The organism is Amycolatopsis heterodermiae (genome assembly GCF_034929455.1).
In the GTDB taxonomy this organism is placed as follows: Bacteria; Actinomycetota; Actinomycetes; order Mycobacteriales; family Pseudonocardiaceae; genus Amycolatopsis; species Amycolatopsis heterodermiae.
This window is the reverse complement of record NZ_JAYFSI010000008.1, coordinates 126,846-148,778: the sequence shown is the minus strand read 5'-3', so window position 1 is coordinate 148,778 and position 21,933 is coordinate 126,846. Positions and strand designations below refer to the sequence as shown.

Sequence of the window (21,933 nt, the reverse complement as noted above, 5' to 3'; positions counted from 1 at the left end):
CGCGGGGAGACAGGCGGATTTTCTTGTGCGCCCGGTGCCTTGCGGGAACTGTCGTACCCCCGGGGCACAATGGCCGTATGCCCGAACTTCCCGAGGTCGAAGTCGTCCGTGTGGGCCTGCAGGCGCACGTCGCCGGCCGGACCGTGCGCGAGGCCGAGGTCCTGCACCCGCGGGCGATCCGGCGCCACGTGCTGGGCGCGGACGACTTCACCCAGCGGCTCACCGGTGCGCGGGTCGAAGCCGCGCGGCGGCGGGGCAAGTACCTGTGGCTCGAGCTGTCCGACAAGGAAGCCGTCGTCGCCCACCTCGGGATGAGCGGGCAGATGCTCGTCCAGCCCGAGGACGCGCCGGACGAGAAGCACCTGCGCGTCCGGCTGCGCTTCGACGACGACGGCCCGGAGCTGCGCTTCGTCGACCAGCGCACGTTCGGCGGCCTGGTGCTGGACGACCTGACCGACATCGGCGAGCGCGTACTGCTGCCCGGCTCGATCGCGCACATCGCCCGCGACCCGATGGACCCGGCGTTCGACCTCGACACGGCCGTGCGCGCGCTGCGCTCCCGCCGTACCGAGATCAAGCGCGCCCTGCTCGACCAGACGCTGGTCTCGGGCATCGGCAACATCTACGCCGACGAAGCGCTGTGGCGCGCGAAGCTGCACTGGGCGAGGCCGACGGAGAAGCTCACCCTCGCGAAGGGCCGGGAGCTGCTGTCCGCGGCGTCGGACGTGATGAACGCGGCCCTGGGCCAGGGCGGCACGTCGTTCGACGCGCTGTACGTCAACGTCAACGGGCAGTCGGGGTACTTCGACCGTTCGCTCGACGCGTACGGCCAGGAGGGCCTGCCCTGCCACCGCTGCGGCTCGCCGATCCGGCGCGAGCCGTTCATGAACCGGTCGTCGTTCTCGTGCCCACGGTGCCAGCCGAGGCCAAGGGGTTAACTCGCGTTGATAACAGGTGTTCGCCTTTCAGCTAGGATGAATACGCCTGGTAGCTGAGGGAGTGCAACGTGGTCAAGGAGCCCGGCAAGTCGACGCTGGCCGACAAGATCGACCAGCTGTTCCACGTGGTCCGCAGGGCCGATCGGGAGCCGTACAGCAACGAGGAGGTCGCGACGGCCTGCCGCGAAGCGACCGGCGAGAGCTTCTCGACGACCTACCTGTGGCAACTCCGCACGGGACGGCGCACGAACCCGACCAAGCGGCACCTGGAGGCACTGGCCCAGTTCTTCGGAGTCCCCCCGGCCTACTTCTTCGACGACGAGCAGAGCCGCAAGATAGCCGAGGAGCTGGCCCTGCTGGGAGCGCTGCGCGACGCAGGCGTCCGCGACCTGGCCCTGCGAGCAGTGACCCTGTCAGCAGACGGCTTGGACACGATCAGCGACATGATCGACGCCATAGCCCGTCGCGAAGCCGGTCGAGGAGGCCCGAAGAAGGAAAGCTGACCTCAGGTTGGGCAGTTTGTCAGTGACGGCGGACGGCCGGGATCGCGCACCGTCGCGAGAGGTCGCCGACGCGCCACCACCCCACGCCCGGCAGCGGTCTGCGGTTCGGCCACGGCTGCCCCCGCGACCGGATCATGCGGTGTCGTGAGGTTGTCGATCCAGTCGGGTTCGCCAGCACGGGCACGGCCACGGTCGCGGTGGTGCTGGAGAGGCGGCTGGTCTGCGGGGTGGCTGGTTGCGGCTGATCGCAGCCGGATCGCGCGGTGTTGTGGGGTTGCCGACCTAATCGGGTCGCTGGGACTTGCTCCACCGTGGCTGGATCGCGGTGTCTTGAGGTTGCCCATCCACCTGGGTCGCCGGGGCGGGCCTGGCCGCGGTGGCGCTGAGGCCGGTTGGTCTGTGCAGCGCGGTTCGGCCGTGGCTGATCCGCCCGGGCGGATCACCCGGTGTCGCGCGATTGCCGGTCTGTCCGGGTGGCTACGTCGCAGTTGAGCCGGCCGTTGTTCCCGCCGCTCCGCCGTGAAGTCGTCGATACTGTCGATCCGCTCGGGCGACGGGAACTTCGCGAGGGTGATAACCGGCGGGGTGGTCCCCGGGCGGGGTTCGTCGCGGTAGGTTCGCGGGGTCGGCATGGCGGTGCGGACGCGGACCGGACTCGGCGCCGGGGCTCCCTGCGAGGCTCGCGCGGTCGCCTCTGCCGGTCGAAACCCGGCGTGGAAAGGAGGGCTGACGTGGCGGAGCGACCATCCCGGCGGCGGCTCTCCGCGCGGGGACCGGGCCGCGCCCTGTGGCAGCGGGCCCGTGAGGTCGCCGGCGCCGTCAGCCTGCCGGAGCCGTTCGATCCCGAGGCGTTCGTCGCGGCGCTCGCCGCGCAGCGCGGCCGTCCGATCGAGCTGATGCCGGTCAGCGCACCCGACGGCGCGCCCTGCGGGCTCCTGATGAGCACCGAACGCGCGGACTACATCCTCTACCCGACCAACACGACCGCCCTGCACCGGCGGCACATCCTGCTGCACGAGGTCGGGCACCTGGTCTGCGGGCACACGGGGCCCGACGGCGGCCCTGACGGCGTTGCCATCGACGCCGCCGCGGGACGGCAGCTGATGCCCAACCTCTCACCCGAGCTGGTCCGCCGGGTCCTGGGCCGCACCACCTACACCGAAGTCGAGGAGCGCGAAGCCGAGCTCGTGGCCACCCTGCTCGCGCAGCGGATCGTCCGGCCCGAAGAGCCGGCGCCCGACGTCCCCGAAGACCTGCGGCGCTTCGACTCGCTGTTCGGCGGCCGGTCCCGCCGCCGCGCGCCGTGATCGAGACCCTCACCTACCACTTGTGCCTGCTGGGGTGCGCCGGGTTCGGGTACAAGCTGATCGAATCGCGCCACAGCCAGCCGGTGCGCACCATGTGGTTCCTCGCCGGGTTCGGCATCTGCATCGCCGCCGGCATCGTCGTGCTGACCCCGGCGATGGAGGTCCTGGCCGGCCCGGGGCCGGTGTTCGCGTGGGTCGCGCCGTTGGTGGGGGAGGAGCTGAAGCTGGGCGCGATCGGCTTCGCGGTCGCCTTCAGCCAGGCGATGTGGCGAGGCGAAGGCGCCCGGCTCGTCCCGCACGCGTTGTTCACCGGCGCGACGATGGTGCTGCTCGCGGCGTGCTACGCGCTGTCCTCGGCGCAGCGGGTCGGCGACGACACGGTGTTCCCGGACAGCGGGCTGCCGTTCGCCCTCGGGGACAAGATCCTGTTCCTGGTCTACGGCCTGGTCAGCCTCGGCCTGCTCAGCTCGGTGTTCGCCCGCGGCGCGCGGCACGCGGAGCCCGGCCCGCTGCGCGCCGGGCTGTGGCTGCTGGTGATCGGCGTGAGCGCGGCGTTCGTGTGGACGCTGTGGGGTGTCGACGACGTCCGCAGGCTGGCGCAGACGTCCCGGATCGAGGCCCGCGAAGACCTGGTGTCGTCGGTGCTCGCTGCGGTGACCGTCGGCCTGATCGCGGCGGGGGCGACGCTCAGCGCGTGGTCGCCGGCGGTGTCGTCGGTGCTCGGCCGGGTTCGCGCCTACCGGGCGTACCGCCGCATCGAGCCGCTGTGGGCGGCGTTGCGCGCCGCGGTCCCGGGCATCGCCCTCGACCCGGGCCGCGGGCTGGCGGCCGGCCCCGAGTTCGCGTTGTACCGCCGGGTGATCGAGATCCGCGACGGTCACCTGGCCCTGCGCGCCCACTTCGACCCCGGCCTCCCGGCCCGCGCGGCAGCGGAGGCCCGGCGCGCGGGAGTCCCCGAAGCCGAAGTCGCGGCAACGGTGGAGGCGGTCACCCTGGCAGCGGCGATCGAGGCAGAACGGGCCGGCCGCCGCTTCACCCCGGCCGACGACGCACCGGAACCCCTGGCGGACGCCGACGCGGACGTCGCCGCCGAAGCGGACTGGCTGGTCCGGGTCAGCCGCGCCTGGCGCCGCGGCACGCTGTTGAATCGGGCGCTCGACTAGCGCGGGACGGAAGCCGTAAGGGGGACCTTCATGGCTCTGATGTCCCTGAGGGTGCCCCTCACGACTCGCGGGCGCCGCTTACGGTGACTCGCAACGTGTATGGCGAGCTGGACCCGGGCGCTCGGCTGGCTCGTGTCCGAAATGGAGCGGGGTTCGCTGCTGGGCAGGTGATCGGCGAGCCCGGAAACGAGCCGTGCAGGCAGGCTGCTGAACAGGCGCTCGACTAACTCGGGACCAAAGCCGTGAGGGGCACCCTCAGGACTTCGTGACCCTCATGGGTAGCGAGCCCCGTTCACCGTGACTCTCAGCGTGTACAGGGAACTCGATGCCGTGATGAACAGCTCGTTTCGCCGAGGGCCGCCAAAAGTGAAGTTCGAGCAGATCTCCGGCATGCGGAGCTTGCCGATGCGGGTGCCGTCCGGGGCGAAGCAGTGCAGGCCGTCGTGGGCTGCTGCCCAGATGTTGCCCTCGCTGTCGACGCGGACCCCGTCGAAGCCGCCCGCGTCGGACGTTGCGAAGATCTCACCGCCGGTGAGGGTGCCCTTGTCGCCTACAAAAAACACCCTGAGGTGGCTGGGATCCTGCCGGGTGTCGGCGATGTACAGCAGCGATTCGTCGGCTGAGAAGGCCAGCCCGTTCGGGCGGGAGAAGTCGTCGGCGGCGATGCGGACCTCGCCGTCCCGCGGGTCGATGCGGTACACGTGGCACGCGCCGATCTCGCTCTCCGCGCGGTAGCCCTCGTAGTCGCTGTCGATGCCGTAACTCGGGTCGGTGAACCAGAGTGACCCGTCCGAGTGCTCGACGACGTCGTTGGGGCTGTTGAGCTTCTTTCCCTGGTATGACGAAGCGAGCACGGTGACCGTCCCGTCGTGCTCGGTGCGGGTCACCCGCCGAGGGCCCTGCTCGCAGCTGATCAGCCGGCCCTGCCGGTCGACCGTGTGCCCGTTCGCGTAGTCCGACGGCTGCCGGAACACCCCGACCCGGCCGGTGGTCTCGTCCCAGCGCAGGGTCCGGTTGTTCGGGATGTCGCTGAACACCAGGTAGCGCCCGGCCGGGAAGTACGCGGGCCCCTCGGTCCAGCGGCAGCCGGTGTGCAGGCGTTGCATCCACTCGTCGCCGTTGACGCGCGCGAAGCGCTCGTCGAGCACCTCGAACTCCGCCTTGACCAGATCCACCGAACACCTCCCGAACCAAAATGTCATCCTGCCTCGATCATGCTACACCGAACCTGATATGGTCAAGCGGTGGATGACCTTGATCGGATGTTGCTGGCGGAACTCCAGCGGGACGCGGGGCAGGTGTACACCGCGCTCGGCCGGGCGGTCGGGCTCTCGGCCGGCGCGGCCCACGAGCGCGTGCGCAAGCTGCGCGAGCAGGGCGTGATCCGGCGGACGACGGTGGAGGTCGACCCGGTCGCGGTCGGGCGCGGGGTCGCGGCGTTCGTCCTCGTCGAGGCCAACGCCTGGATGGGCGACAGTCCGGTGAAGGCCGCCCTCGAAGCGCTGCCCGAAGTCATCGAAGCGCACGTCGTCGCGGGTCCGGCGTCGCTGCTGGTGAAGGTGCGCACGGCGTCGACGGAGGAGCTGCAGGCGGCGCTGCGGCGGCTGTTCACGATCGACGGCGTCACCGGGACGCAGACGATCGTCGTGCTCGAGTCCTTCTTCGAGCGGCCCGTCGACCCCGGGTGATCCCGTGACGACTCGCCGGACGGCCCTCCGCCGTGCGCACTACTGCGCTATGCGTGGTACCTTCTTAAGCGTAAGACTGGAGGGTGCAGTGGAGATCAGTCAGCTGCTCAAAGGGGTGCTCGATCTCGCCGTGCTCGCGGTGCTCCGCGAGGAAGACGGCTACGGGTACGACGTCCTGCGAAGACTCAGGGCATCGGGCCTGGAGGAGGTCGGGGACGCGTCGGTGTACGGGACGTTGCGCAGGCTCTACAAGGCCGGCCTGCTCACCTCGTACGTGGTGCCCAGCGAAGAGGGGCCGCACCGCAAGTACTACAGCCTGAACGAGCCGGGCCGGCTCCGCCTGGCGGAGTCGGGCAAGACCTGGCACAGCTTCGCTTCGACGATGAACGTGCTTTTGGGAGAGGCAGCATGAGCGACAAGCCGACCGCCGTGCGGGTGTATCTGGCGCGGGTCCGGACCGCGCTCGCCGACCTGCCCGCGAGCGAGATCGAAGAGATCCTCGAGGACGTCCGCCCGCACCTGGCGGAGCTCGAGGGCGAACTGGGGGAGGGCGCCAGGGTCGAGGCCCTCATCGAACGGCTCGGCACGCCCGAGAGCTACGCGGCCGAACTGCGGGCATCGGGCGGCTACCCGCCGGCGGGGGAGGGGACGACCGCGGTGCTGACCGCGGCGCCGTCGTCGCCGAGCCTGCTGAAGCCGCGGATCGCGTTGTGGGGCCTGGTGATCAGCGCGCTGGCGCTCACGCTGATCGCCTTCACCGCCGCCATCAACGTGGAGCCCGACGCGCTGATCGGCATCGTCCTGCCCGCACCGGTGTTCCTGATCAGCCTGGTGCTGTTGCTGCGCGGCGGTGTCGAGCCGGTGCTGGCGCTGCCGGAGATGGCGCGGCTGCGCGGCTCGCTGAACCGGCTGCGCGAGCAGGAGGACGGCGGGAAGTTCCTCGGCTACCTCGGTTCGCTGAAGCCGGCGTGGTGGGTGCTGTGCGCACTCGCCCTGCTCACCTTCGGGGTGCTGCTCATGCTGCGGCACCGGCAGGCCGTGCTGCTGCTGCCGTTCCTGCTCGTCGCGGGCGTCGCGGCCGTGTGGGCCGGGCCGCGGCTGCGCGCCGACCGGCGCCTGCTGTGGGTGGCCGTGCCGGTTTCGGCGTTCGTCGTCGGCGGGGCGCTCGGCGGGTTCGGTGCCGCGGTCGACCTCATTTCGAACCGCAGCTCCTACCAGAGCGCGTCGTCGTACTACCCGTCGTCCGACCAGTACGGCACCGACCAGCTGACCTACGGCGGCCAGTCGATCGGCAACGTCTACGCCTTCGACGCCGAGGGCAAGCCGCTGACCGAGGTCTACCTCTACGACGAGGACGGCAGGCCGATCACGCTGACCCGCTACGGCTGCGAGCGCTCGTCCGGCACCAAGGAGAAGATCGGTTCGGACAACCGGTTCCCGCGGCCGCGGATCCAGCAGGGCGTCACCGACGACCAGGGCAACTTCGACGGCTACAACGGTTACCGCTCCGCCTGCCGCGAAGACCCGAACGTGCCGTTCAGCGCCGCCATCCCGAAGGTGACGGCGCCGCCCAGTACTCCTTCGTCGACGCCGGCACCCACGGGGACACCGACGCCGACGCCGACGAAGTAGGGGGGAACGGGCGCCAGGAGCGGAGGTCGGGGCCGCTCCTGGCGTTCACCCGATCCGAACGTGCCGGAAACGTCCAGCGAACGCACCCGTGGTGAGCTGGGAACGTGCCGGCATTGACGGGGATCGGGGCGGACACGTTCGCCCCGCGCACACGGGTGGTCCACGGGTACGAGCGCGCCTACCGGATGGCCGGGCGCGGGCCGGCCGTGCTGTTCCTGCACGGCATCGGCGACGACTCGTCGACCTGGCTGGACCTGCTGGCCTCGCTGTCCGGCGACTACACGGTGATCGCGCCGGACCTGCTCGGCCACGGCGCGTCCGCCAAGCCGCGCGCCGACTACTCGGTCGCCGCCTACGCGTGCGGCATGCGGGACCTGCTGACCACCCTGGACGTCGACCGGGTGACGGTGGTCGGGCATTCGCTCGGCGGCGGTGTCGCGATGCAGTTCGCGTACCAGTTCCCGGAGCGCTGCGAACGCCTGGTGCTGGTCGGTTCCGGCGGTGTCGGAGCGAGTGTGCACCCGCTGCTGCGCCTGGCGGCCGCGCCGGGTGCGGGACTGGTGATGCCGCTGCTGGGCACCCGCCCGGCGCTGGCCGCGATGCGCGGGATCGCCGAGCTGCTGCGGGTTTCCGAGGGGCTCGGGCTCGGCCCGGACCTCGACTACGTGCTGACGCGCTACGTCCGGCTCCTCGAACCGGGCAGCCGGACGGCGTTCCTCCGGACGCTCCGCTCGGTCGTCGACTGGCGCGGCCAGGTGGTCAACATGCTCGACCGCTGTTACCTGACCGAGGGCATCCCGACGCTGCTGGCGTGGGGCACCGACGACGTCGTCGTGCCGAGCGGCCACGCCCTGCGCGCCCACCGCGCGATGCCGGGCAGCAAGCTGGTGCTCTTCGAGGGCGCGGGCCACTTCCCGCACCGCTCGGACCCGCAGCGGTTCCTGGAGATCCTGCGCGAGTTCCTGACGAGCACCCCGCCGGCCCGCTACGACCGCGCGCGCTGGGGCGAGCTGCTGCGCTCGGGCCGCCAGGCGGACCTGCCGGGCCCACCGGCCGACATCCCGACGGTGTCCTCGGGCACCTGAGCAGCCCCCGTTTTCCACGCTACCGGCGACCACCGACGGTTCCGCTCGGCTCGGCTCTCATGCGCCCCAATGTGGCGTTCGGTGCGTTGGACGCACCGAACGCCACATTGGGTGCGTCAGATGCACCCAACGCCACATTGGGGCGCTGGGTGCCGGACGCGACGAAGGCCGCCTCCCGGGGGAGACGGCCTTCGAAGGGGACGGTCAGCGGCCGAACGCGCTTCGCGCGGCCAGGTCCGCCAGGAGTGCGCGGCCCTTCTCGGCGTTGCGGGGCTGCGACAGGACGTCGTAGCGGCGGGCGACCAGCTGGCTCTGCGAGATGAACCCGCGCTTGTTGCGGTTCGCCGCGTAGCCCAGCGCGCCGAACAGCATGTTGAACCCGAGACCGGCGACGAGGCCGATCGCGATCGGCACCACGCCGTTCCCGGGGTTGAGCATGCTCAGCAGCAGCCCCAGGATCAGGCCGAACATGGCGCCGGACATCGCGGCGCTGCCGAGCACCTTGCCCCACGACATCTTGCCCGCGATCCGCTCGACGAGCATCGGCTCCACGCCCACGATCGTGACGTCGGTGACCGGGAAGTCCGTGCCCGCGAGGTGGTCGACCGCGCGCTGTGCCTGCTCGTAGGACTCGTACGAACCGATCGGCCAGCCGGTGGGCAGGGTCGGCAACTGGGGCCGGGCCTGCTGCTGTCCGATCGTGGTCTGCGTGAATGCTGTGGTCATCGATCTCACCTCTCCTGCCCCTTACAACGTGGGAGTACCCCGGATTCCTCCCGGTCGAGCACGATTCACAGACTCTTCTCAGCCGGGCATCCCGGACATTCCACCACGCCGTCCGGGTGTCATCACAATGGATCAAAAAAGTACCTTTTCGAGGGTTGACCCGTAGCTCGCCACCAGGGTAGGAAGGACCGGCAAAGGATTCGCATCAAACCTTTGGGGTGGCTGATGGCACGCAGGCGAGGCATGCTCACCCTCGACGAACTCCGGGAGCGCGTGGACGCGGGCACGATCGACACCGTGCTCGTCGCGATCACGGACATGCAGGGGCGGCTCCAGGGCAAGCGCTGCGCGGCGGAGTACTTCCTCGACGAGGTCGTCGGGCACGCCACCGAGGCCTGCAACTACCTGCTCGCGGTCGACGTCGACATGAACACCGTCGACGGCTACGAGCTCTCGTCGTGGGAGAGCGGGTACGGCGACTTCGTGCTGCGTCCCGACTTCGACACCCTGCGCGAAGTGCCCTGGCAGGAGGGCACCGCGCTGGTGCTCGCCGACGTCGAGCGCGTGCAGGGCGGGCCGGTGTCGGTGTCGCCGCGCCAGATCCTGCGCGGCCAGCTCGACCGGCTCGCCGAGCGCGGGCTCGCCGCCTACGTCGGGACCGAGCTCGAGTTCATCGTCTTCGACGACACCTACGAAGCCGCCTGGGACAAGCGCTACCACGGCCTCAAGCCGGCCAACCAGTACAACGTCGACTACTCGATGCTCGGCACCGCGCGCCTCGAGCCGCTGCTGCGCCGCATCCGCAACGACATGGCCGGCGCCGGGCTCTACCCCGAGTCGGCCAAGGGCGAGTGCAACCCCGGCCAGCAGGAGATCGCCTTCCGCTTCACCGACGCGCTCGCCACCTGCGACAACCACAGCGTCTACAAGAACGGCGCCAAGGAGATCGCCGCGCAGGAGGGCAAGAGCCTCACCTTCATGGCGAAGTACAACGAGCGCGAGGGCAACTCCTGCCACATCCACATCAGCCTGCGCTCCACCGAGGGCCGGGCGGTGCTGGCCGGGGACGGCGAGCGCGGCTTCTCGAAGCTGATGGAGCACTTCCTCGCCGGCCAGCTGGCCGCGCTGCACGAGCTGACCTACTTCCTCGCGCCCAACATCAACTCCTACAAGCGGTTCGTGCCCGGCAGCTTCGCGCCGACGGCCATCGCCTGGGGCACCGACAACCGCACCTGCGCGCTGCGCGTCGTCGGGCACGGCGAGTCGCTGCGCGTCGAGAACCGGGTGCCGGGCGGCGACGTCAACCCGTACCTCGCCGTCGCCGCGCTGATCGCCGCGGGACTGCACGGCATCGAGAACGAGCTGGAGCTGGAGGAGCCGTTCGTCGGCAACGCCTACAACTCCGGCCGCGACACGGTCCCGACCACGCTGCCCGAAGCCGCCGCCGCCCTGGCCGGCAGCGACCTGGCGCGCGCGGCCTTCGGCGAGGACGTCGTCGAGCACTACCTGAACGCGGCGAAGATCGAGGTGGACGCCTACAACGCCGCCGTCACCGACTGGGAGCGGGTACGTGGCTTCGAACGCCTCTAAGCCGGTCATCGGGCTCACCACCTACCTCGAGCCCGCGAAGTTCCTCGTGTGGGAGACGGAAGCCGCGCTGCTGCACCGCGTCTACGTCGAGTGCGTCGTTGCCGCGGGTGGCGTCCCGGTGCTGCTGCCGCCGGTGAGCGACGCGTACGACCGGCTCGTGTCCACAGTGGACGGCCTGGTGCTGACCGGCGGCGCGGACGTCGAGCCGGAGCGCTACGGCCAGGACCAGCACCCGACGACCTACGTCCGCCCGCAGCGCGACGCGTTCGAGTTCGGCCTGTTCTCCGCCGCGCGCGAGCAGGGCAAGCCGGTGCTCGGCGTGTGCCGCGGCCTGCAGGTGATCAGCGTCGCCCTCGGCGGCACCCTGGTCCAGCACCTGCCCGAGGCGCGGGAGTCCACCGAGCACCAGCCCGCGCCCGCGACGTTCGGCCACGGCATCGTGACGCTGGCCGAAGGCAGCCGGGCGGCCGGGATCCTGGGCCCGGAAACCAAGACCCTGTGTTACCACCACCAGGCCATCGACCGGCTCGGCGACGGCCTCGACCCGGTCGGCTGGTCCGCCGACGGCACGATCGAGGCCGCCGAAGCGCCGGGTGACGACTTCCTGCTCGGTGTCCAGTGGCACCCCGAGCAGGACACCGACGACGTCCGCTTGTTCAAAGCGCTCGTCGAAGCAAGCAAGGAGCGGAAATGACGACGTTCGACGTGATCAACCCCGCCACCGAGCAGGTGGTGCGGTCGGTCGCGCTGACCAGCGCCGACGAGACCGACGCGGCGATCGCCCGCGCCCACGCGGCGTTCCCGGCGTGGCGCGACGTCACCCCCGGCGACCGGGCGCGGCTGCTGCGCCGCTTCGCCGACGCCGTCGAGGCGGACATCGAGCACCTCGCGCGGCTGGAGGTCGAGAACTCCGGCCACACCATCGGCAACGCCCGCTGGGAGGCGGGCAACGTCCGTGACGTGCTCAACTACTACTCCGCCGCGCCGGAACGCCTGATCGGGCAGCAGATCCCGGTGCCGGGCGGGGTCAACGTCACCTTCCACGAGCCGCTCGGCGTGGTCGGCGTGATCGTGCCGTGGAACTTCCCGATGCCGATCGCCGGCTGGGGGTTCGCGCCCGCGCTCGCCGCCGGCAACACCGTCGTGCTCAAGCCCGCCGAACTGACCCCGCTCACCGCGATCCGGCTCGGCGAGCTGGCCCGTGAGGCCGGCATCCCCGAAGACGTCTTCCAGGTGCTGCCCGGCAAGGGATCCGTGGTGGGACAACGGTTCGTGGACCACCCGGCCGTGCGCAAGGTCGTCTTCACCGGCTCCACGGAAGTCGGCAAGCAGATCATGGCCGGCTGCGCGGCGCGCGTGAAGCGCGTGACGCTGGAGCTGGGCGGCAAGAACGCGAACGTCGTCTTCGCCGACTCCGACCTGGAGAAGGCCGCGGCGACTGCGCCCTACGGCGTCTTCGACAACGCCGGGCAGGACTGCTGCGCGCGGTCGCTGATCCTGGTGCAGGCGAGCGTGTACGACCGGTTCATGGAGCTGCTGGAGCCGGCCGTGCACGGCGTCGTCGTCGGCGACCCCGCCGAGGACAAGACCGAGATGGGGCCGCTGATCTCCGCGGCCCACCGGGAAAAGGTCGCCTCCTACGTGCCGGACGACGCGCCGGTCGCGTTCCGCGGCACCGCGCCGGCCGGGCCCGGCTTCTGGTTCCCGCCGACCGTCCTGACCCCGCCGGACCTGCGGCACCCCGCCGCGGCCGAGGAGGTCTTCGGCCCGGTCGTGGCCGTCGTGCCGTTCACCGACGAGGCGGACGCGGTGCGCCAGGCCAACGCCACCGAGTACGGCCTGTCCGGGTCGATCTGGACCCGCGACACCGGCCGCGCCTTCCGCGTCGCGCGGGCCGTCGAGTCCGGCAACCTGTCGGTCAACTCGCACTCGTCGGTGCGCTACTGGACGCCCTTCGGCGGCTTCAAGCAGTCCGGCCTCGGCCGCGAGCTGGGCCCCGACGCCCCGACGGCGTTCACCGAGACCAAGAACGTTTTCATCAGCACGGAGGAGTAATGGTCCAGCGTTTCGAAGGCCGCGTCGCGGTGATCACCGGCGGCGCGAGCGGCATCGGTCTCGCGACCGCTCGCCGCCTGGCGAGCGAAGGCGCGCAGGTCGTCATCGGCGACCTGACGCCGGAGTCCGGCAAGGCCGCGGCGGACGAGGTCGGCGGCCTGTTCGTGCAGGCCGACGTCACCGACGCCGAGCAGGTGGAGAACCTCTACCGGACCACGGCCGACCAGTTCGGCAGCATCGACGTCGCGTTCAACAACGCCGGCATCTCGCCGCCCGAGGACGACTCGATCCTGACCACCGGGATCGAGGCATGGGAGCGGGTGCAGCGGGTCAACCTGACCTCGGTTTACCTGTGCTGCAAGGAAGTCCTGCCGTACATGCAGCGTCAGGGCAAGGGCTCGATCGTCAACACGGCGTCGTTCGTCGCGGTGATGGGCGCGGCGACGTCGCAGATCTCCTACACGGCGTCCAAGGGCGGCGTGCTCGCCATGAGCCGCGAGCTGGGCATCCAGTTCGCGCGGGAGAACATCCGCGTCAACGCGCTGTGCCCGGGGCCGGTGAACACGCCGCTGCTCAAGGAGCTGTTCGCGAAGGACCCCGAACGCGCGGCGCGGCGCCTGGTGCACGTCCCGGTCGGCCGGTTCGCCGAGCCGGAGGAGATCGCGGCGGCCGTCGCGTTCCTGGCCAGCGACGACGCCAGCTTCATCACGGCGTCCCAGTTCCTCGTGGACGGCGGCATCTCCGGCGCGTACGTCACCCCGATCTAACGGCGCTTCACGGCGTGGACCTCCCGCAGGTACCTCCAGGCGGCGTTGATCTTCTTGCGCTCCTCGGAGATCTCGCGTTCGCGGCGCCGCAGGATCCGGGTGGCGACCTCGGCGGCGAGGAAGGCGCCGGCGGCGAAGGTGAGCACGCCGACGATCAGCGTCAGGGCGACGACGGTGGTGGTCATGCTCACCAGCGTCGGCGCGGTGTGGGCGTTTTGTCCCTGCGCAAAGCTAGCGGGTTTCGTTAGCTTTGTGAGGTGACGCACTGGCGCGCCGATGAGTGGGCGGAAGCGGTCCGGGCCGGGATCCGCTCCCGGGGGCTCTCCCTGGACGAGGCCGCGCGGCGGATCGGCGTGCCGACGTCGACCCTGCGCAGCTGGATCGAGCACCGGCACGCGCCGAAGGTGACCGTGTTCGACCACTGGGCCCAGCTCGCCGAGGTCACCGGGCTCGGAGAGGCCGAGCTGCTGCGGGTCGCCGGGGTGCTGCCCGAGTCGCTGGTCAGCCCGGTGCACGTCGCGCAGGCCGCGAAGTCGCTGCGGGAGGGCATCGACCGGGCCGGGGACTTCCTGCGGCAGGCGACGGCGCTCGTCTACTCGTCGCCCGGCACGCAGGTGGCGAACGCCATCGCGGCGTCGCCGATCGACTGGGAGATGCGGATCCGCTCGGCCACCCGTGGCGACGAGGTCCGCGTCACCTACCACCACTACGTCGGGATCGTGCCGCCCCGCGGCTTCCCGCACTCCGACGCCGAGGTGCGCCGGATCATCGAACGCGAGATCCTCGGCGGCCTCTGGCAGCCGCTCGGGCTGTACTGGCGGGTCGCCGAGCCGCACGACTGGCACGACCCGCCGCGGCTGGTGATCCAGGTGCCCGAGCAGGAGGCGTCACGTCCGCCCTCGCCGTCGCCGCCGCTGGTGACGGCGCCGCCGGTCGTGGTGCTGTCGCCGATCTGGGGGTACGGCGAGCTGCTGGCGTCGCTGGTCGCCGACGGGCTCGGGTTCGGCAACGTCGACTTCCGCTACTTCGGCCTGCCGGACGCGATGGCCGACCGCCTCCGGATCACCGCGCGCGAGCTGGCCGAGCCCGCGCCGCGGCTGGTCCACAGCGTGCCGCCGATCATGCTGCTGCACGGCCTCGACGTCCCCGACCTGACCGGGCGGCTCCCGGTCGTCGTCCGCCACGGCCCGCGGATGCGCGCCCGCGCCGCCCGGATCTACCGCGAGCCGCTGCTCGAGGCGGGCTTCGCCGACCCCGCGGAGGGCGCCCGGGCGATCGAGGACGCCGTCGACGCGGTGGTCGCCCGGCTGCCGGGGGAGTACTTCGAGGTCGTCCTCGACGACACGGACGTCTTCGACGGCGACCGCCCGGACCTCGACCGGCTGAACGACGCGGTGGCGTGGTCCGCCGAGCAGATCGTCGAGCAGGTCCTGCTGGGGGCCGGCCTCCCGCCGGTGCCGCTGGGCGGGCCGCTGAAACGGCTGGTGCTGCCGTCGGGCCGGGTCCGCCGCCCGCCACCGCTGGCCGGGCGGGTCACCCGGCGCCCCGGTCCTCGAGGCGGGCTAGAAGACCGGTGTGGCGTTGCCCGGGTGAAGTAGACGGGGGCCGAACGCGGCAGGTACGGTAGCCGCCATAACTGCAGATCGGGCCGTAGAGCCGAGGCGGGAGAGCCCTCACGAAGTCAGTGGGGCACCGAAGGAGCAAACTCCCCGGAATCTCTCAGGTACCTGCTACCGCTTCGCGCGAGGCCACTCTGGAAAGCAGGCGCACCCGCGCCTCACCCAAGGTGAAAGCCGTGTCCGCACGGTGAAACTCTCAGGTGCCATGACAGAGGGGGAGTTCCCAGCGCACCGTTGTGCCCGGTGCCCGGCCCGAGGAGCTCCCGATCACCTCTACGCAGTTCGACGCCCGTCATATCGGTCCCTCCGAGGCCGAACGCGCCAAGATGCTCGCCGAGTGCGGCTACGGATCCCTCGACGCGCTGCTCGAAGCCGCCGTGCCGAGTGCGATCCGCGCCACACGCGACCTGGTTCTGCCGCCGGCGGCGTCCGAAGAGGACGCCACCGCGGAGCTGCGCGCGCTCGCCGCGCGTAACCGCCCGATGACGCAGATGATCGGGCTCGGCTACTCCGACACCGTCACCCCCGGCGTGATCCGCCGCAACGTCCTCGAGAACCCGGCCTGGTACACGGCCTACACGCCCTACCAGCCGGAAATCTCCCAGGGCCGCCTCGAAGCGCTCCTCAACTTCCAGACGATGGTCGCCGACCTCACCGGCCTCGCCACCGCGAACGCGTCCCTGCTGGACGAGTCGACCGCCGTCGCCGAGGCCGTCACGCTGATGCGCCGCTCGTCCAAGTCCAAGTCGAACAAGGTCGTCCTCGACGCCGAGTGCCTGCCGCAGACCATCGCCGTCGTCCGCACCCGCGTCGAGGCGCTGGGCATCGAGGTCGAGGTCCGCGACCTGCTGACCGGGCTGCCCGAGGACTTCTTCGGTGTCGTCGTCCAGTACCCCGGCGCGTCCGGCGTGCTGCGCGGCCGCGGTTTCTACCACGCGATTTCCGAATCGGCGAAGGCCGCGGGCGCGCTGTTCACCGTCGCCGCCGACCTGCTCTCGCTGACGCTGATCACCTCGCCCGGCGAGTTCGGTGCCGACGTCGCCGCCGGGTCGACGCAGCGCTTCGGCGTCCCGCTCGGCTACGGCGGCCCGCACGCCGGGTTCATGTCCGTCCGCGCCGGGCTCGAGCGCTCGCTGCCCGGGCGCCTGGTCGGCGTCTCGGTCGACGCCGACGGCAACTCCGCCTACCGGCTGGCGCTGCAGACGCGTGAGCAGCACATCCGCCGCGAGAAGGCGACGTCCAACATCTGCACCGCGCAGGTCCTGCCGGCCGTGCTGGCCGCGATGTACGCGGTCTACCACGGCCCGGACGGTCTCAAGCGGATCGCCCAGCGCGTCCACGGCCTGGCCGCCGGCTTCGCCGACACGCTGCGCAAGACCGGCGTCGAGGTCGTGCACGAGTCCTTCTTCGACACGGTCGTCGCGCACGTCCCGGGTCAGGCGGCCGACGTCCACGCCGCCGCCCGCGAGGCCGGAATCAACCTCGGCCACGTCGACGCCGACCACGTCCGCGTCGCCTTCGACGAGGTCAGCACCCCGGCGATCACCGCGAAGGTCCTGAAGGCCTTCGGCGTCGAGGAAGACGTCCAAGACGGCGTCGCGCTCCCCAACGGCCTGGCCCGTGAGAGCGGCTTCATGGGTCACGAGGTCTTCGGCAGCCACCGCTCCGAGACGGCGATGCTGCGCTACCTGCGCCGCCTGTCCGACCAGGACTACGCGCTCGACCGCGGCATGATCCCGCTCGGCTCCTGCACGATGAAGCTCAACGCCACCACCGAGATGGAGCCGATCAGCTGGCGCGAGTTCGCCGGCATCCACCCGTTCGCCCCGGCCGAGGACGCCGAGGGTTACCACACGCTCGTGGGGCAGCTCGCGGACTGGCTGGCCGAGGTCACCGGCTACGACAAGGTGTCGCTGCAGCCCAACGCGGGCAGCCAGGGTGAGCTGGCCGGGCTGCTGGCCATCCGCGCCTACCACCGCTCCAACGGTGACGAGGCCCGCGACGTCTGCCTGATCCCGTCGTCGGCGCACGGCACCAACGCCGCGTCCGCGGTGCTCGCCGGGATGCGCGTGGTCGTCGTCAAGTGCACCGACGAGGGCAACGTCGACCTGGCCGACCTGCGGTCCAAAGTGGACGCAAACAAGGACACGCTCGCCGCGATCATGGTCACCTACCCGTCCACGCACGGCGTGTACGAGCACTCGATCGACGAGCTGGCCAAGATCGTCCACGACGGCGGCGGCCAGGTGTACGTCGACGGCGCGAACCTCAACGCCCTGCTGGGCCTGGCCAAGCCGGGCGAGTTCGGCGGCGACGTCTCGCACCTGAACCTGCACAAGACCTTCTGCATCCCGCACGGCGGCGGCGGTCCCGGCGTCGGCCCGGTCGCGGTGCGCGCGCACCTCGCGCCGTTCCTGCCCAACCACCCGCTGCTGGACCAGGCCGGCCCGGCCACCGGCGTCGGCCCGATCAGCGGCGCGCCGTACGGCTCGGCGTCGATCCTGCCGATCTCCTGGGCCTACGTCCGGATGATGGGCGCGCCCGGCTTGACCGCCGCGACGAAGGTCGCCGTGCTGGCTGCCAACTACGTCGCCTCGCGGCTGGCCCCGCACTACCCGGTGCTCTACACGGGGCAGGACGGCCTGGTCGCGCACGAGTGCATCCTCGACCTGCGCCAGATCACCAAGGAGACCGGCGTAACGGTCGACGACGTCGCGAAGCGGCTCATCGACTACGGCTTCCACGCGCCGACCATGTCGTTCCCGGTCGCCGGCACGCTGATGGTCGAGCCGACCGAGTCCGAGGACCTGGGTGAGATCGACCGGTTCATCGCCGCGATGATCGCCATCCGCGGCGAGATCGACGAGGTCGCCAAGGGCACGTGGACCGCGGAGGCGTCGCCGCTGCGCGGTGCGCCGCACACCGCCGAGACGCTGGTCGGCGAGTGGGACAAGGCCTACGACCGCGAGCTGGCCGTCTTCCCGGCGGGTGTCTCGCGCAAGAACAAGTACTGGCCGCCGGTCCGCCGCATCGACGGCGCCCGCGGTGACCGCAACCTGGTCTGCTCCTGCCCGCCCCTCAACGCTTACGAAGGCTGAGCCCACAAGTGACTCGCGAAACCTCCCTGCACGGAGTCCACAAGGGACTCGGTGCGCTGTTCACCGACTTCGCGGGCTGGTCCATGCCGGTCCGCTACGCCAGCGAGCTGGCCGAGCACAAGGCCGTCCGCGAGGCGGCCGGGCTGTTCGACCTCTCGCACATGGCCGAGATCCACGTCACCGGCAAGCAGGCCGCCGACGTCCTCGACTACGCGCTGGTCGGCAACCTCACCGGGGTCAAGCCGGGCCGGGCGCGGTACACGATGATCTGCGACGCCGACGGCGGCGTGCTCGACGACCTGGTCGTCTACCGGCTGGCCGACGAGCACTACCTGGTCGTCGCCAACGCGGGCAACGCGAAGGTCGTCGCGGACGCGCTGGCCGAGCGGGTCGAGGGCTTCGACGCGGTGGTCGACGACCGGTCCGAGACGACCGCGCTGATCGCCGTCCAGGGCCCGAACGCCGTCAAGATCCTCGGTGCGGTCACCGACGCCGACCTCGACGCGCTCAAGTACTACGCCAGCGTGCCGGCGGTCGTGAAGGGCCACGAGGTCCTGCTCGCCCGCACCGGCTACACCGGCGAGGACGGCTTCGAGCTGTTCGTCCCGGCCGACGAGGCGCCGGCGGTCTGGCGAATCCTGTCCGAGGCGGGGGAGGCCCACGGCCTCGTCCCGGCCGGGCTGGCCTGCCGCGACACACTGCGGCTCGAAGCCGGGATGCCGTTGTACGGCAACGAACTCACCCTCGAGCAGAGCCCGTTCGAAGCCGGGCTCGGGCGCGTGGTCAAGTTCGAGAAGCCGGGTGACTTCGTCGGCCGCGCGGCGCTGGAGGAGCGGTCCAAGGCCGACGTCCCGCGCGTGCGGGTCGGCCTGCGCGGAACCGGTCGTCGCGCTCCGAGGCACGGCTACAAGCTGCTGGCCGACGGCGTCGAGATCGGCGAGGTCACCAGCGGGGCGCTGTCGCCCACGCTGGGTCACCCGATCGCCATGGCGTACGTCGATCGGGCGTACACCGAGCCCGGCACCGAACTTTCCGTCGACATCCGGGGCAGGATCGAGCCCGTCGAGGTCGTCGCCCTCCCGTTCTACTCCCGCGCGTAAAGGACTTGCACCGTGAGCATCCCCGAGAACCTGAAGTACACCAAGGAACACGAGTGGCTGAACGTCGAAGGTGACGTCGCCACCGTGGGCATCACCGCCTTCGCCGCCGAGTCCCTCGGCGACATCGTGTTCGTCCAGCTCCCCGACGTCGGCGCCACGATCACGTCCGGCGAGGTGTTCGGCGAGGTCGAGTCGACCAAGTCCGTCAGCGAGCTGTACGCGCCGGTCTCCGGCGAGGTCGTCGAGGTGAACGGCACCACGTCGGACACCCCCGAGGTGATCAACTCGGACCCGTACGCCGAAGGATGGCTGCTCAAGGTGCGGCTCTCCGGTGACGTCCCCGAACTGCTCGACGCCGCCGCCTACGCCGCCCTCACCCAGGAGAACTGATGACGACCTTCGACGCCCACCTCGCCGACGTCGACCCCGAGGTCGCCGCGGCCGTCGCCGACGAGCTGACCCGCCAGCAGTCCACCCTGGAGATGATCGCCTCCGAGAACTTCGCCCCGGTGGGCGTGCTCGAGGCGCAGGGTTCGGTGCTGACCAACAAGTACGCCGAGGGGTACCCCGGCCGCCGCTACTACGGCGGCTGCGAGCACGTCGACGTCGTCGAGCAGCTCGCCATCGACCGCGCGAAGGCGCTGTTCGGCGCCGAGCACGCCAACGTGCAGCCGCACTCGGGCGCGCAGGCCAACGCCGCCGCGATGTTCGCCGTGCTCAAGCCGGGTGACACGATCCTCGGCCTCGACCTGGCGCACGGCGGCCACCTGACGCACGGGATGAAGATCAATTTCTCGGGCAAGCTCTACAACGTCGTCGCCTACCACGTCGACAAGGAGACCGGGATCGTCGACCTGGCCGAGATCGAGCGCCTCGCCGTCGAGCACCAGCCGAAGCTGATCATCGCCGGCTGGTCCGCGTACCCGCGTCAGCTCGACTTCGCCGAGTTCCGCCGCATCGCCGACCTGGTCGACGCCAAGCTGATGGTCGACATGGCGCACTTCGCCGGGCTGGTCGCGACCGGGCTGCACCCGTCACCGGTGCCGCACGCCGACATCGTCACCACGACCACGCACAAGACCCTCGGCGGCCCGCGCGGCGGGCTGATCCTCTGCCGCCAGGAGCTGGCGAAGAAGATCAACTCGGCGGTGTTCCCGGGCCAGCAGGGCGGGCCGCTGGAGCAGGTGATCGCGGCCAAGGCCGTCGCGCTGAAGATCGCCGCGAGCGAAGAGTTCAAGGAGCGCCAGCAGCGCACCCTCGAAGGCTCCCGCATCCTGGCGTCGCGGCTGTCGCAGCCGGACCTCGCCGAGGCCGGCGTCCGCGTGCTGACCGGCGGCACCGACGTCCACCTGGTCCTGGTCGACCTCGTCCAGTCCACTCTGGACGGTCAGCAGGCCGAGGACCGGCTGCACGAGGTCGACATCACGGTCAACCGCAACGCCGTCCCGTTCGACCCGCGCCCGCCGATGATCACCTCCGGCCTGCGGATCGGCACCCCGGCGCTGGCCACCCGCGGTTTCCAGGCGGAGGACTTCACCGAGGTCGCCGACGTCATCGCCGAGGCGCTCAAGCCGGACTTCGACGACGCCGTCCGCTCGAAGCTGCGCGACCGCGTCGAGACCCTGGCCAAGAAGCACCCGCTGTACGCGGACCTGTCCCGGTGAGCGCTCTGCCCGAGGGCCGGAAGCTGCTGCGCCTCGAGGTGCGCAACAGCGAGACGCCGATCGAGAAGAAGCCGCCGTGGATCAAGACGCGGGTGCGGATGGGGCCGGAGTTCACCGAGCTGAAGGGCTTGGTGCGCCGCGAGGGTCTGCACACCGTCTGCGAAGAGGCGGGCTGTCCCAACATCTACGAGTGCTGGGAAGACCGCGAAGCCACGTTCCTCATCGGCGGTGACCAATGCACCCGCCGGTGTGACTTCTGCCAGATCGACACGGGTAAGCCCGCGGAGCTGGATCGGACGGAGCCGCGGAAGGTCGCGGAGTCCGTGCAGGCCATGGGTTTGCGGTATTCAACGGTCACCGGTGTGGCTCGCGATGACTTGGACGATGGCGGTGCGTGGCTGTACGCCGAGACCGTCCGTCAGATCCACGCTTTGAACCCGGGTACGGGTGTCGAGTTGCTGATCCCGGACTTCAACGCGGATCCGTCGCAGCTGGCTGAGGTGTTCGGGGCGCGGCCGGAAGTCTTGGCGCATAACGTCGAGACGGTGCCGCGGATCTTCAAGCGCATCCGTCCCGGTTTCCGCTACGCGCGTTCGCTCGAGGTCATCACGAAGGCGCGTGAGTTCGGGCTCGTGACGAAATCGAACCTGATCCTGGGCATGGGGGAGACCCCGGACGAGGTCGCTCCGGCGATGCAGGACCTGGTGGACGCGGGGTGCGAGATCCTGACGATCACGCAGTACCTGCGGCCGTCGCCGCGGCATCACCCGGTGGATCGGTGGGTGAAGCCGGAGGAGTTCGTCGAGCACTCCCAGGCCGCCGAGGCCATGGGCTTCGCCGGTGTGATGGCCGGGCCGCTGGTGCGGTCGTCGTACCGCGCGGGACGGCTCTACGCCCAGACCAAGGCCCACCGCGGTGAGGAGCTGCCGGAGAACCTGCGGCACCTCGCCGACCAGGGGCCGGCCGCGCAAGAAGCCAGCTCCCTGCTGGCGCGATAG

At 70.9% G+C, this 21,933-nt stretch carries 21 protein-coding genes and 1 riboswitch; of the genes, 18 read left to right on the top strand and 3 right to left on the bottom strand.

Features of this window, described 5'->3' with window-relative positions; all coding sequences use genetic code 11:
* Positions 1 to 77: 77 nt before the first annotated feature.
* The 4 genes from mutM to VA596_RS31140 all read left to right on the top strand — a co-directional run bounded on the left by mutM (position 78) and on the right by VA596_RS31140 (position 3,911).
* Positions 78 to 938: a bifunctional DNA-formamidopyrimidine glycosylase/DNA-(apurinic or apyrimidinic site) lyase gene (gene mutM, locus VA596_RS31155; protein ID WP_323331775.1), complete on the top strand. Its 861-nt coding sequence runs from the start codon at positions 78 to 80 to the stop codon at positions 936 to 938.
* A gap of 68 nt (positions 939 to 1,006) precedes the next feature.
* On the top strand, positions 1,007 to 1,441 hold the full coding sequence (locus tag VA596_RS31150; protein ID WP_323331774.1) for a helix-turn-helix domain-containing protein: 435 nt from the start codon (positions 1,007 to 1,009) through the stop codon (positions 1,439 to 1,441).
* Positions 1,442 to 2,226: 785 nt separating this feature from the next.
* Positions 2,227 to 2,748 (top strand): hypothetical protein, encoded by a 522-nt coding sequence (locus VA596_RS31145; protein WP_323331975.1) that lies wholly within the window; start codon positions 2,227 to 2,229, stop codon positions 2,746 to 2,748.
* Positions 2,745 to 3,911, top strand: a complete 1,167-nt coding sequence (locus VA596_RS31140) for an MAB_1171c family putative transporter (RefSeq protein ID WP_323331773.1) — start codon at positions 2,745 to 2,747, stop codon at positions 3,909 to 3,911. Before VA596_RS31145 ends, VA596_RS31140 begins: the two co-directional genes overlap by 4 nt.
* Positions 3,912 to 4,183: 272 nt before the next feature.
* Here VA596_RS31140 and VA596_RS31135 read toward each other — a convergent pair whose 3' ends face one another.
* Positions 4,184 to 5,086 (bottom strand): SMP-30/gluconolactonase/LRE family protein, encoded by a 903-nt coding sequence (locus tag VA596_RS31135; protein WP_323331772.1) that lies wholly within the window; start codon positions 5,084 to 5,086, stop codon positions 4,184 to 4,186.
* A gap of 69 nt (positions 5,087 to 5,155) precedes the next feature.
* Here VA596_RS31135 and VA596_RS31130 point away from each other — a divergent pair, with 69 nt between their 5' ends.
* The 4 genes from VA596_RS31130 to VA596_RS31115 all read left to right on the top strand — a co-directional run bounded on the left by VA596_RS31130 (position 5,156) and on the right by VA596_RS31115 (position 8,316).
* Positions 5,156 to 5,599 (top strand): Lrp/AsnC family transcriptional regulator, encoded by a 444-nt coding sequence (locus tag VA596_RS31130; protein ID WP_323331771.1) that lies wholly within the window; start codon positions 5,156 to 5,158, stop codon positions 5,597 to 5,599.
* Between the two features lie 88 nt (positions 5,600 to 5,687).
* Positions 5,688 to 6,011: a PadR family transcriptional regulator gene (locus VA596_RS31125; protein ID WP_323331770.1), complete on the top strand. Its 324-nt coding sequence runs from the start codon at positions 5,688 to 5,690 to the stop codon at positions 6,009 to 6,011.
* Positions 6,008 to 7,231, top strand: coding sequence for a DUF1700 domain-containing protein (locus VA596_RS31120; RefSeq protein ID WP_323331769.1), 1,224 nt, complete (start codon positions 6,008 to 6,010; stop codon positions 7,229 to 7,231). The genes VA596_RS31125 and VA596_RS31120 overlap by 4 nt, the downstream gene beginning before the upstream one ends.
* 185 nt (positions 7,232 to 7,416) lie before the next feature.
* Positions 7,417 to 8,316, top strand: coding sequence for an alpha/beta fold hydrolase (locus VA596_RS31115; RefSeq protein WP_323331974.1), 900 nt, complete (start codon positions 7,417 to 7,419; stop codon positions 8,314 to 8,316).
* A gap of 204 nt (positions 8,317 to 8,520) precedes the next feature.
* Here the strand turns inward: VA596_RS31115 and VA596_RS31110 are convergent, their stop codons facing one another.
* Positions 8,521 to 9,042, bottom strand: coding sequence for a general stress protein (locus tag VA596_RS31110; RefSeq protein WP_323331768.1), 522 nt, complete (start codon positions 9,040 to 9,042; stop codon positions 8,521 to 8,523).
* A gap of 225 nt (positions 9,043 to 9,267) precedes the next feature.
* Here VA596_RS31110 and VA596_RS31105 point away from each other — a divergent pair, with 225 nt between their 5' ends.
* The 4 genes from VA596_RS31105 to VA596_RS31090 are packed head-to-tail and all read left to right on the top strand — an operon-like array spanning position 9,268 to position 13,454.
* Complete coding sequence (locus VA596_RS31105) at positions 9,268 to 10,632, top strand: glutamine synthetase family protein (protein ID WP_410171940.1); 1,365 nt, start codon at positions 9,268 to 9,270, stop codon at positions 10,630 to 10,632.
* Positions 10,613 to 11,326 carry a gamma-glutamyl-gamma-aminobutyrate hydrolase family protein gene (locus tag VA596_RS31100; RefSeq protein ID WP_323331767.1) on the top strand — a complete coding sequence of 238 codons (714 nt, stop codon included), beginning with the start codon at positions 10,613 to 10,615 and terminating at the stop codon, positions 11,324 to 11,326. The genes VA596_RS31105 and VA596_RS31100 overlap by 20 nt, the downstream gene beginning before the upstream one ends.
* On the top strand, positions 11,323 to 12,687 hold the full coding sequence (locus VA596_RS31095; protein ID WP_323331766.1) for an aldehyde dehydrogenase family protein: 1,365 nt from the start codon (positions 11,323 to 11,325) through the stop codon (positions 12,685 to 12,687). Before VA596_RS31100 ends, VA596_RS31095 begins: the two co-directional genes overlap by 4 nt.
* Positions 12,687 to 13,454 carry a 3-oxoacyl-ACP reductase gene (locus VA596_RS31090; protein ID WP_323331765.1) on the top strand — a complete coding sequence of 256 codons (768 nt, stop codon included), beginning with the start codon at positions 12,687 to 12,689 and terminating at the stop codon, positions 13,452 to 13,454. Before VA596_RS31095 ends, VA596_RS31090 begins: the two co-directional genes overlap by 1 nt.
* Here the strand turns inward: VA596_RS31090 and VA596_RS31085 are convergent.
* Entirely contained in the window at positions 13,451 to 13,639 is a 189-nt protein-coding gene (locus tag VA596_RS31085) for a hypothetical protein (RefSeq protein ID WP_323331764.1), read from the bottom strand. The genes VA596_RS31090 and VA596_RS31085 overlap by 4 nt on opposite strands.
* A 72-nt stretch (positions 13,640 to 13,711) precedes the next feature.
* Between VA596_RS31085 and VA596_RS31080 the strand changes: the two genes are divergently transcribed.
* The 6 genes from VA596_RS31080 to lipA all read left to right on the top strand — a co-directional run bounded on the left by VA596_RS31080 (position 13,712) and on the right by lipA (position 21,933).
* The gene (locus VA596_RS31080) at positions 13,712 to 15,052 is read left to right on the top strand and encodes a helix-turn-helix domain-containing protein (protein WP_323331763.1); all 1,341 of its coding nucleotides are present in this window, start codon (positions 13,712 to 13,714) and stop codon (positions 15,050 to 15,052) included.
* A 54-nt stretch (positions 15,053 to 15,106) separates the two neighbouring features.
* Positions 15,107 to 15,200: riboswitch (glycine riboswitch) on the top strand.
* Between the two features lie 139 nt (positions 15,201 to 15,339).
* Positions 15,340 to 18,171 carry an aminomethyl-transferring glycine dehydrogenase gene (gene gcvP, locus VA596_RS31075; RefSeq protein ID WP_323331972.1) on the top strand — a complete coding sequence of 944 codons (2,832 nt, stop codon included), beginning with the start codon at positions 15,340 to 15,342 and terminating at the stop codon, positions 18,169 to 18,171.
* A gap of 8 nt (positions 18,172 to 18,179) precedes the next feature.
* Positions 18,180 to 19,271 carry a glycine cleavage system aminomethyltransferase GcvT gene (gcvT, locus tag VA596_RS31070; RefSeq protein WP_323331762.1) on the top strand — a complete coding sequence of 364 codons (1,092 nt, stop codon included), beginning with the start codon at positions 18,180 to 18,182 and terminating at the stop codon, positions 19,269 to 19,271.
* A 12-nt stretch (positions 19,272 to 19,283) separates the two neighbouring features.
* The gene (gene gcvH, locus VA596_RS31065) at positions 19,284 to 19,661 is read left to right on the top strand and encodes a glycine cleavage system protein GcvH (protein ID WP_323331761.1); all 378 of its coding nucleotides are present in this window, start codon (positions 19,284 to 19,286) and stop codon (positions 19,659 to 19,661) included.
* Complete coding sequence (glyA, locus tag VA596_RS31060) at positions 19,661 to 20,935, top strand: serine hydroxymethyltransferase (RefSeq protein WP_323331760.1); 1,275 nt, start codon at positions 19,661 to 19,663, stop codon at positions 20,933 to 20,935. The genes gcvH and glyA overlap by 1 nt, the downstream gene beginning before the upstream one ends.
* Positions 20,932 to 21,933 carry a lipoyl synthase gene (gene lipA / locus VA596_RS31055; RefSeq protein WP_323331759.1) on the top strand — a complete coding sequence of 334 codons (1,002 nt, stop codon included), beginning with the start codon at positions 20,932 to 20,934 and terminating at the stop codon, positions 21,931 to 21,933. Before glyA ends, lipA begins: the two co-directional genes overlap by 4 nt.

Excerpts from the sequence above, each read along its gene's own strand:
- mutM (WP_323331775.1), top strand. The coding sequence starts at position 78 with ATGCCCGAACTTCCCGAGGTCGAAGTCGTCCGTGTGGGCCTGCAGGCG.
- VA596_RS31120 (WP_323331769.1), top strand. The coding sequence starts at position 6,008 with ATGAGCGACAAGCCGACCGCCGTGCGGGTGTATCTGGCGCGGGTCCGG.
- VA596_RS31115 (WP_323331974.1), top strand. The coding sequence starts at position 7,417 with ATGGCCGGGCGCGGGCCGGCCGTGCTGTTCCTGCACGGCATCGGCGAC.
- VA596_RS31110 (WP_323331768.1), bottom strand. The coding sequence starts at position 9,042 with ATGACCACAGCATTCACGCAGACCACGATCGGACAGCAGCAGGCCCGG.
- VA596_RS31105 (WP_410171940.1), top strand. The coding sequence starts at position 9,268 with ATGGCACGCAGGCGAGGCATGCTCACCCTCGACGAACTCCGGGAGCGC.
- VA596_RS31095 (WP_323331766.1), top strand. The coding sequence starts at position 11,323 with ATGACGACGTTCGACGTGATCAACCCCGCCACCGAGCAGGTGGTGCGG.
- VA596_RS31090 (WP_323331765.1), top strand. The coding sequence starts at position 12,687 with ATGGTCCAGCGTTTCGAAGGCCGCGTCGCGGTGATCACCGGCGGCGCG.
- VA596_RS31085 (WP_323331764.1), bottom strand. The coding sequence starts at position 13,639 with ATGACCACCACCGTCGTCGCCCTGACGCTGATCGTCGGCGTGCTCACC.
- glyA (WP_323331760.1), top strand. The coding sequence starts at position 19,661 with ATGACGACCTTCGACGCCCACCTCGCCGACGTCGACCCCGAGGTCGCC.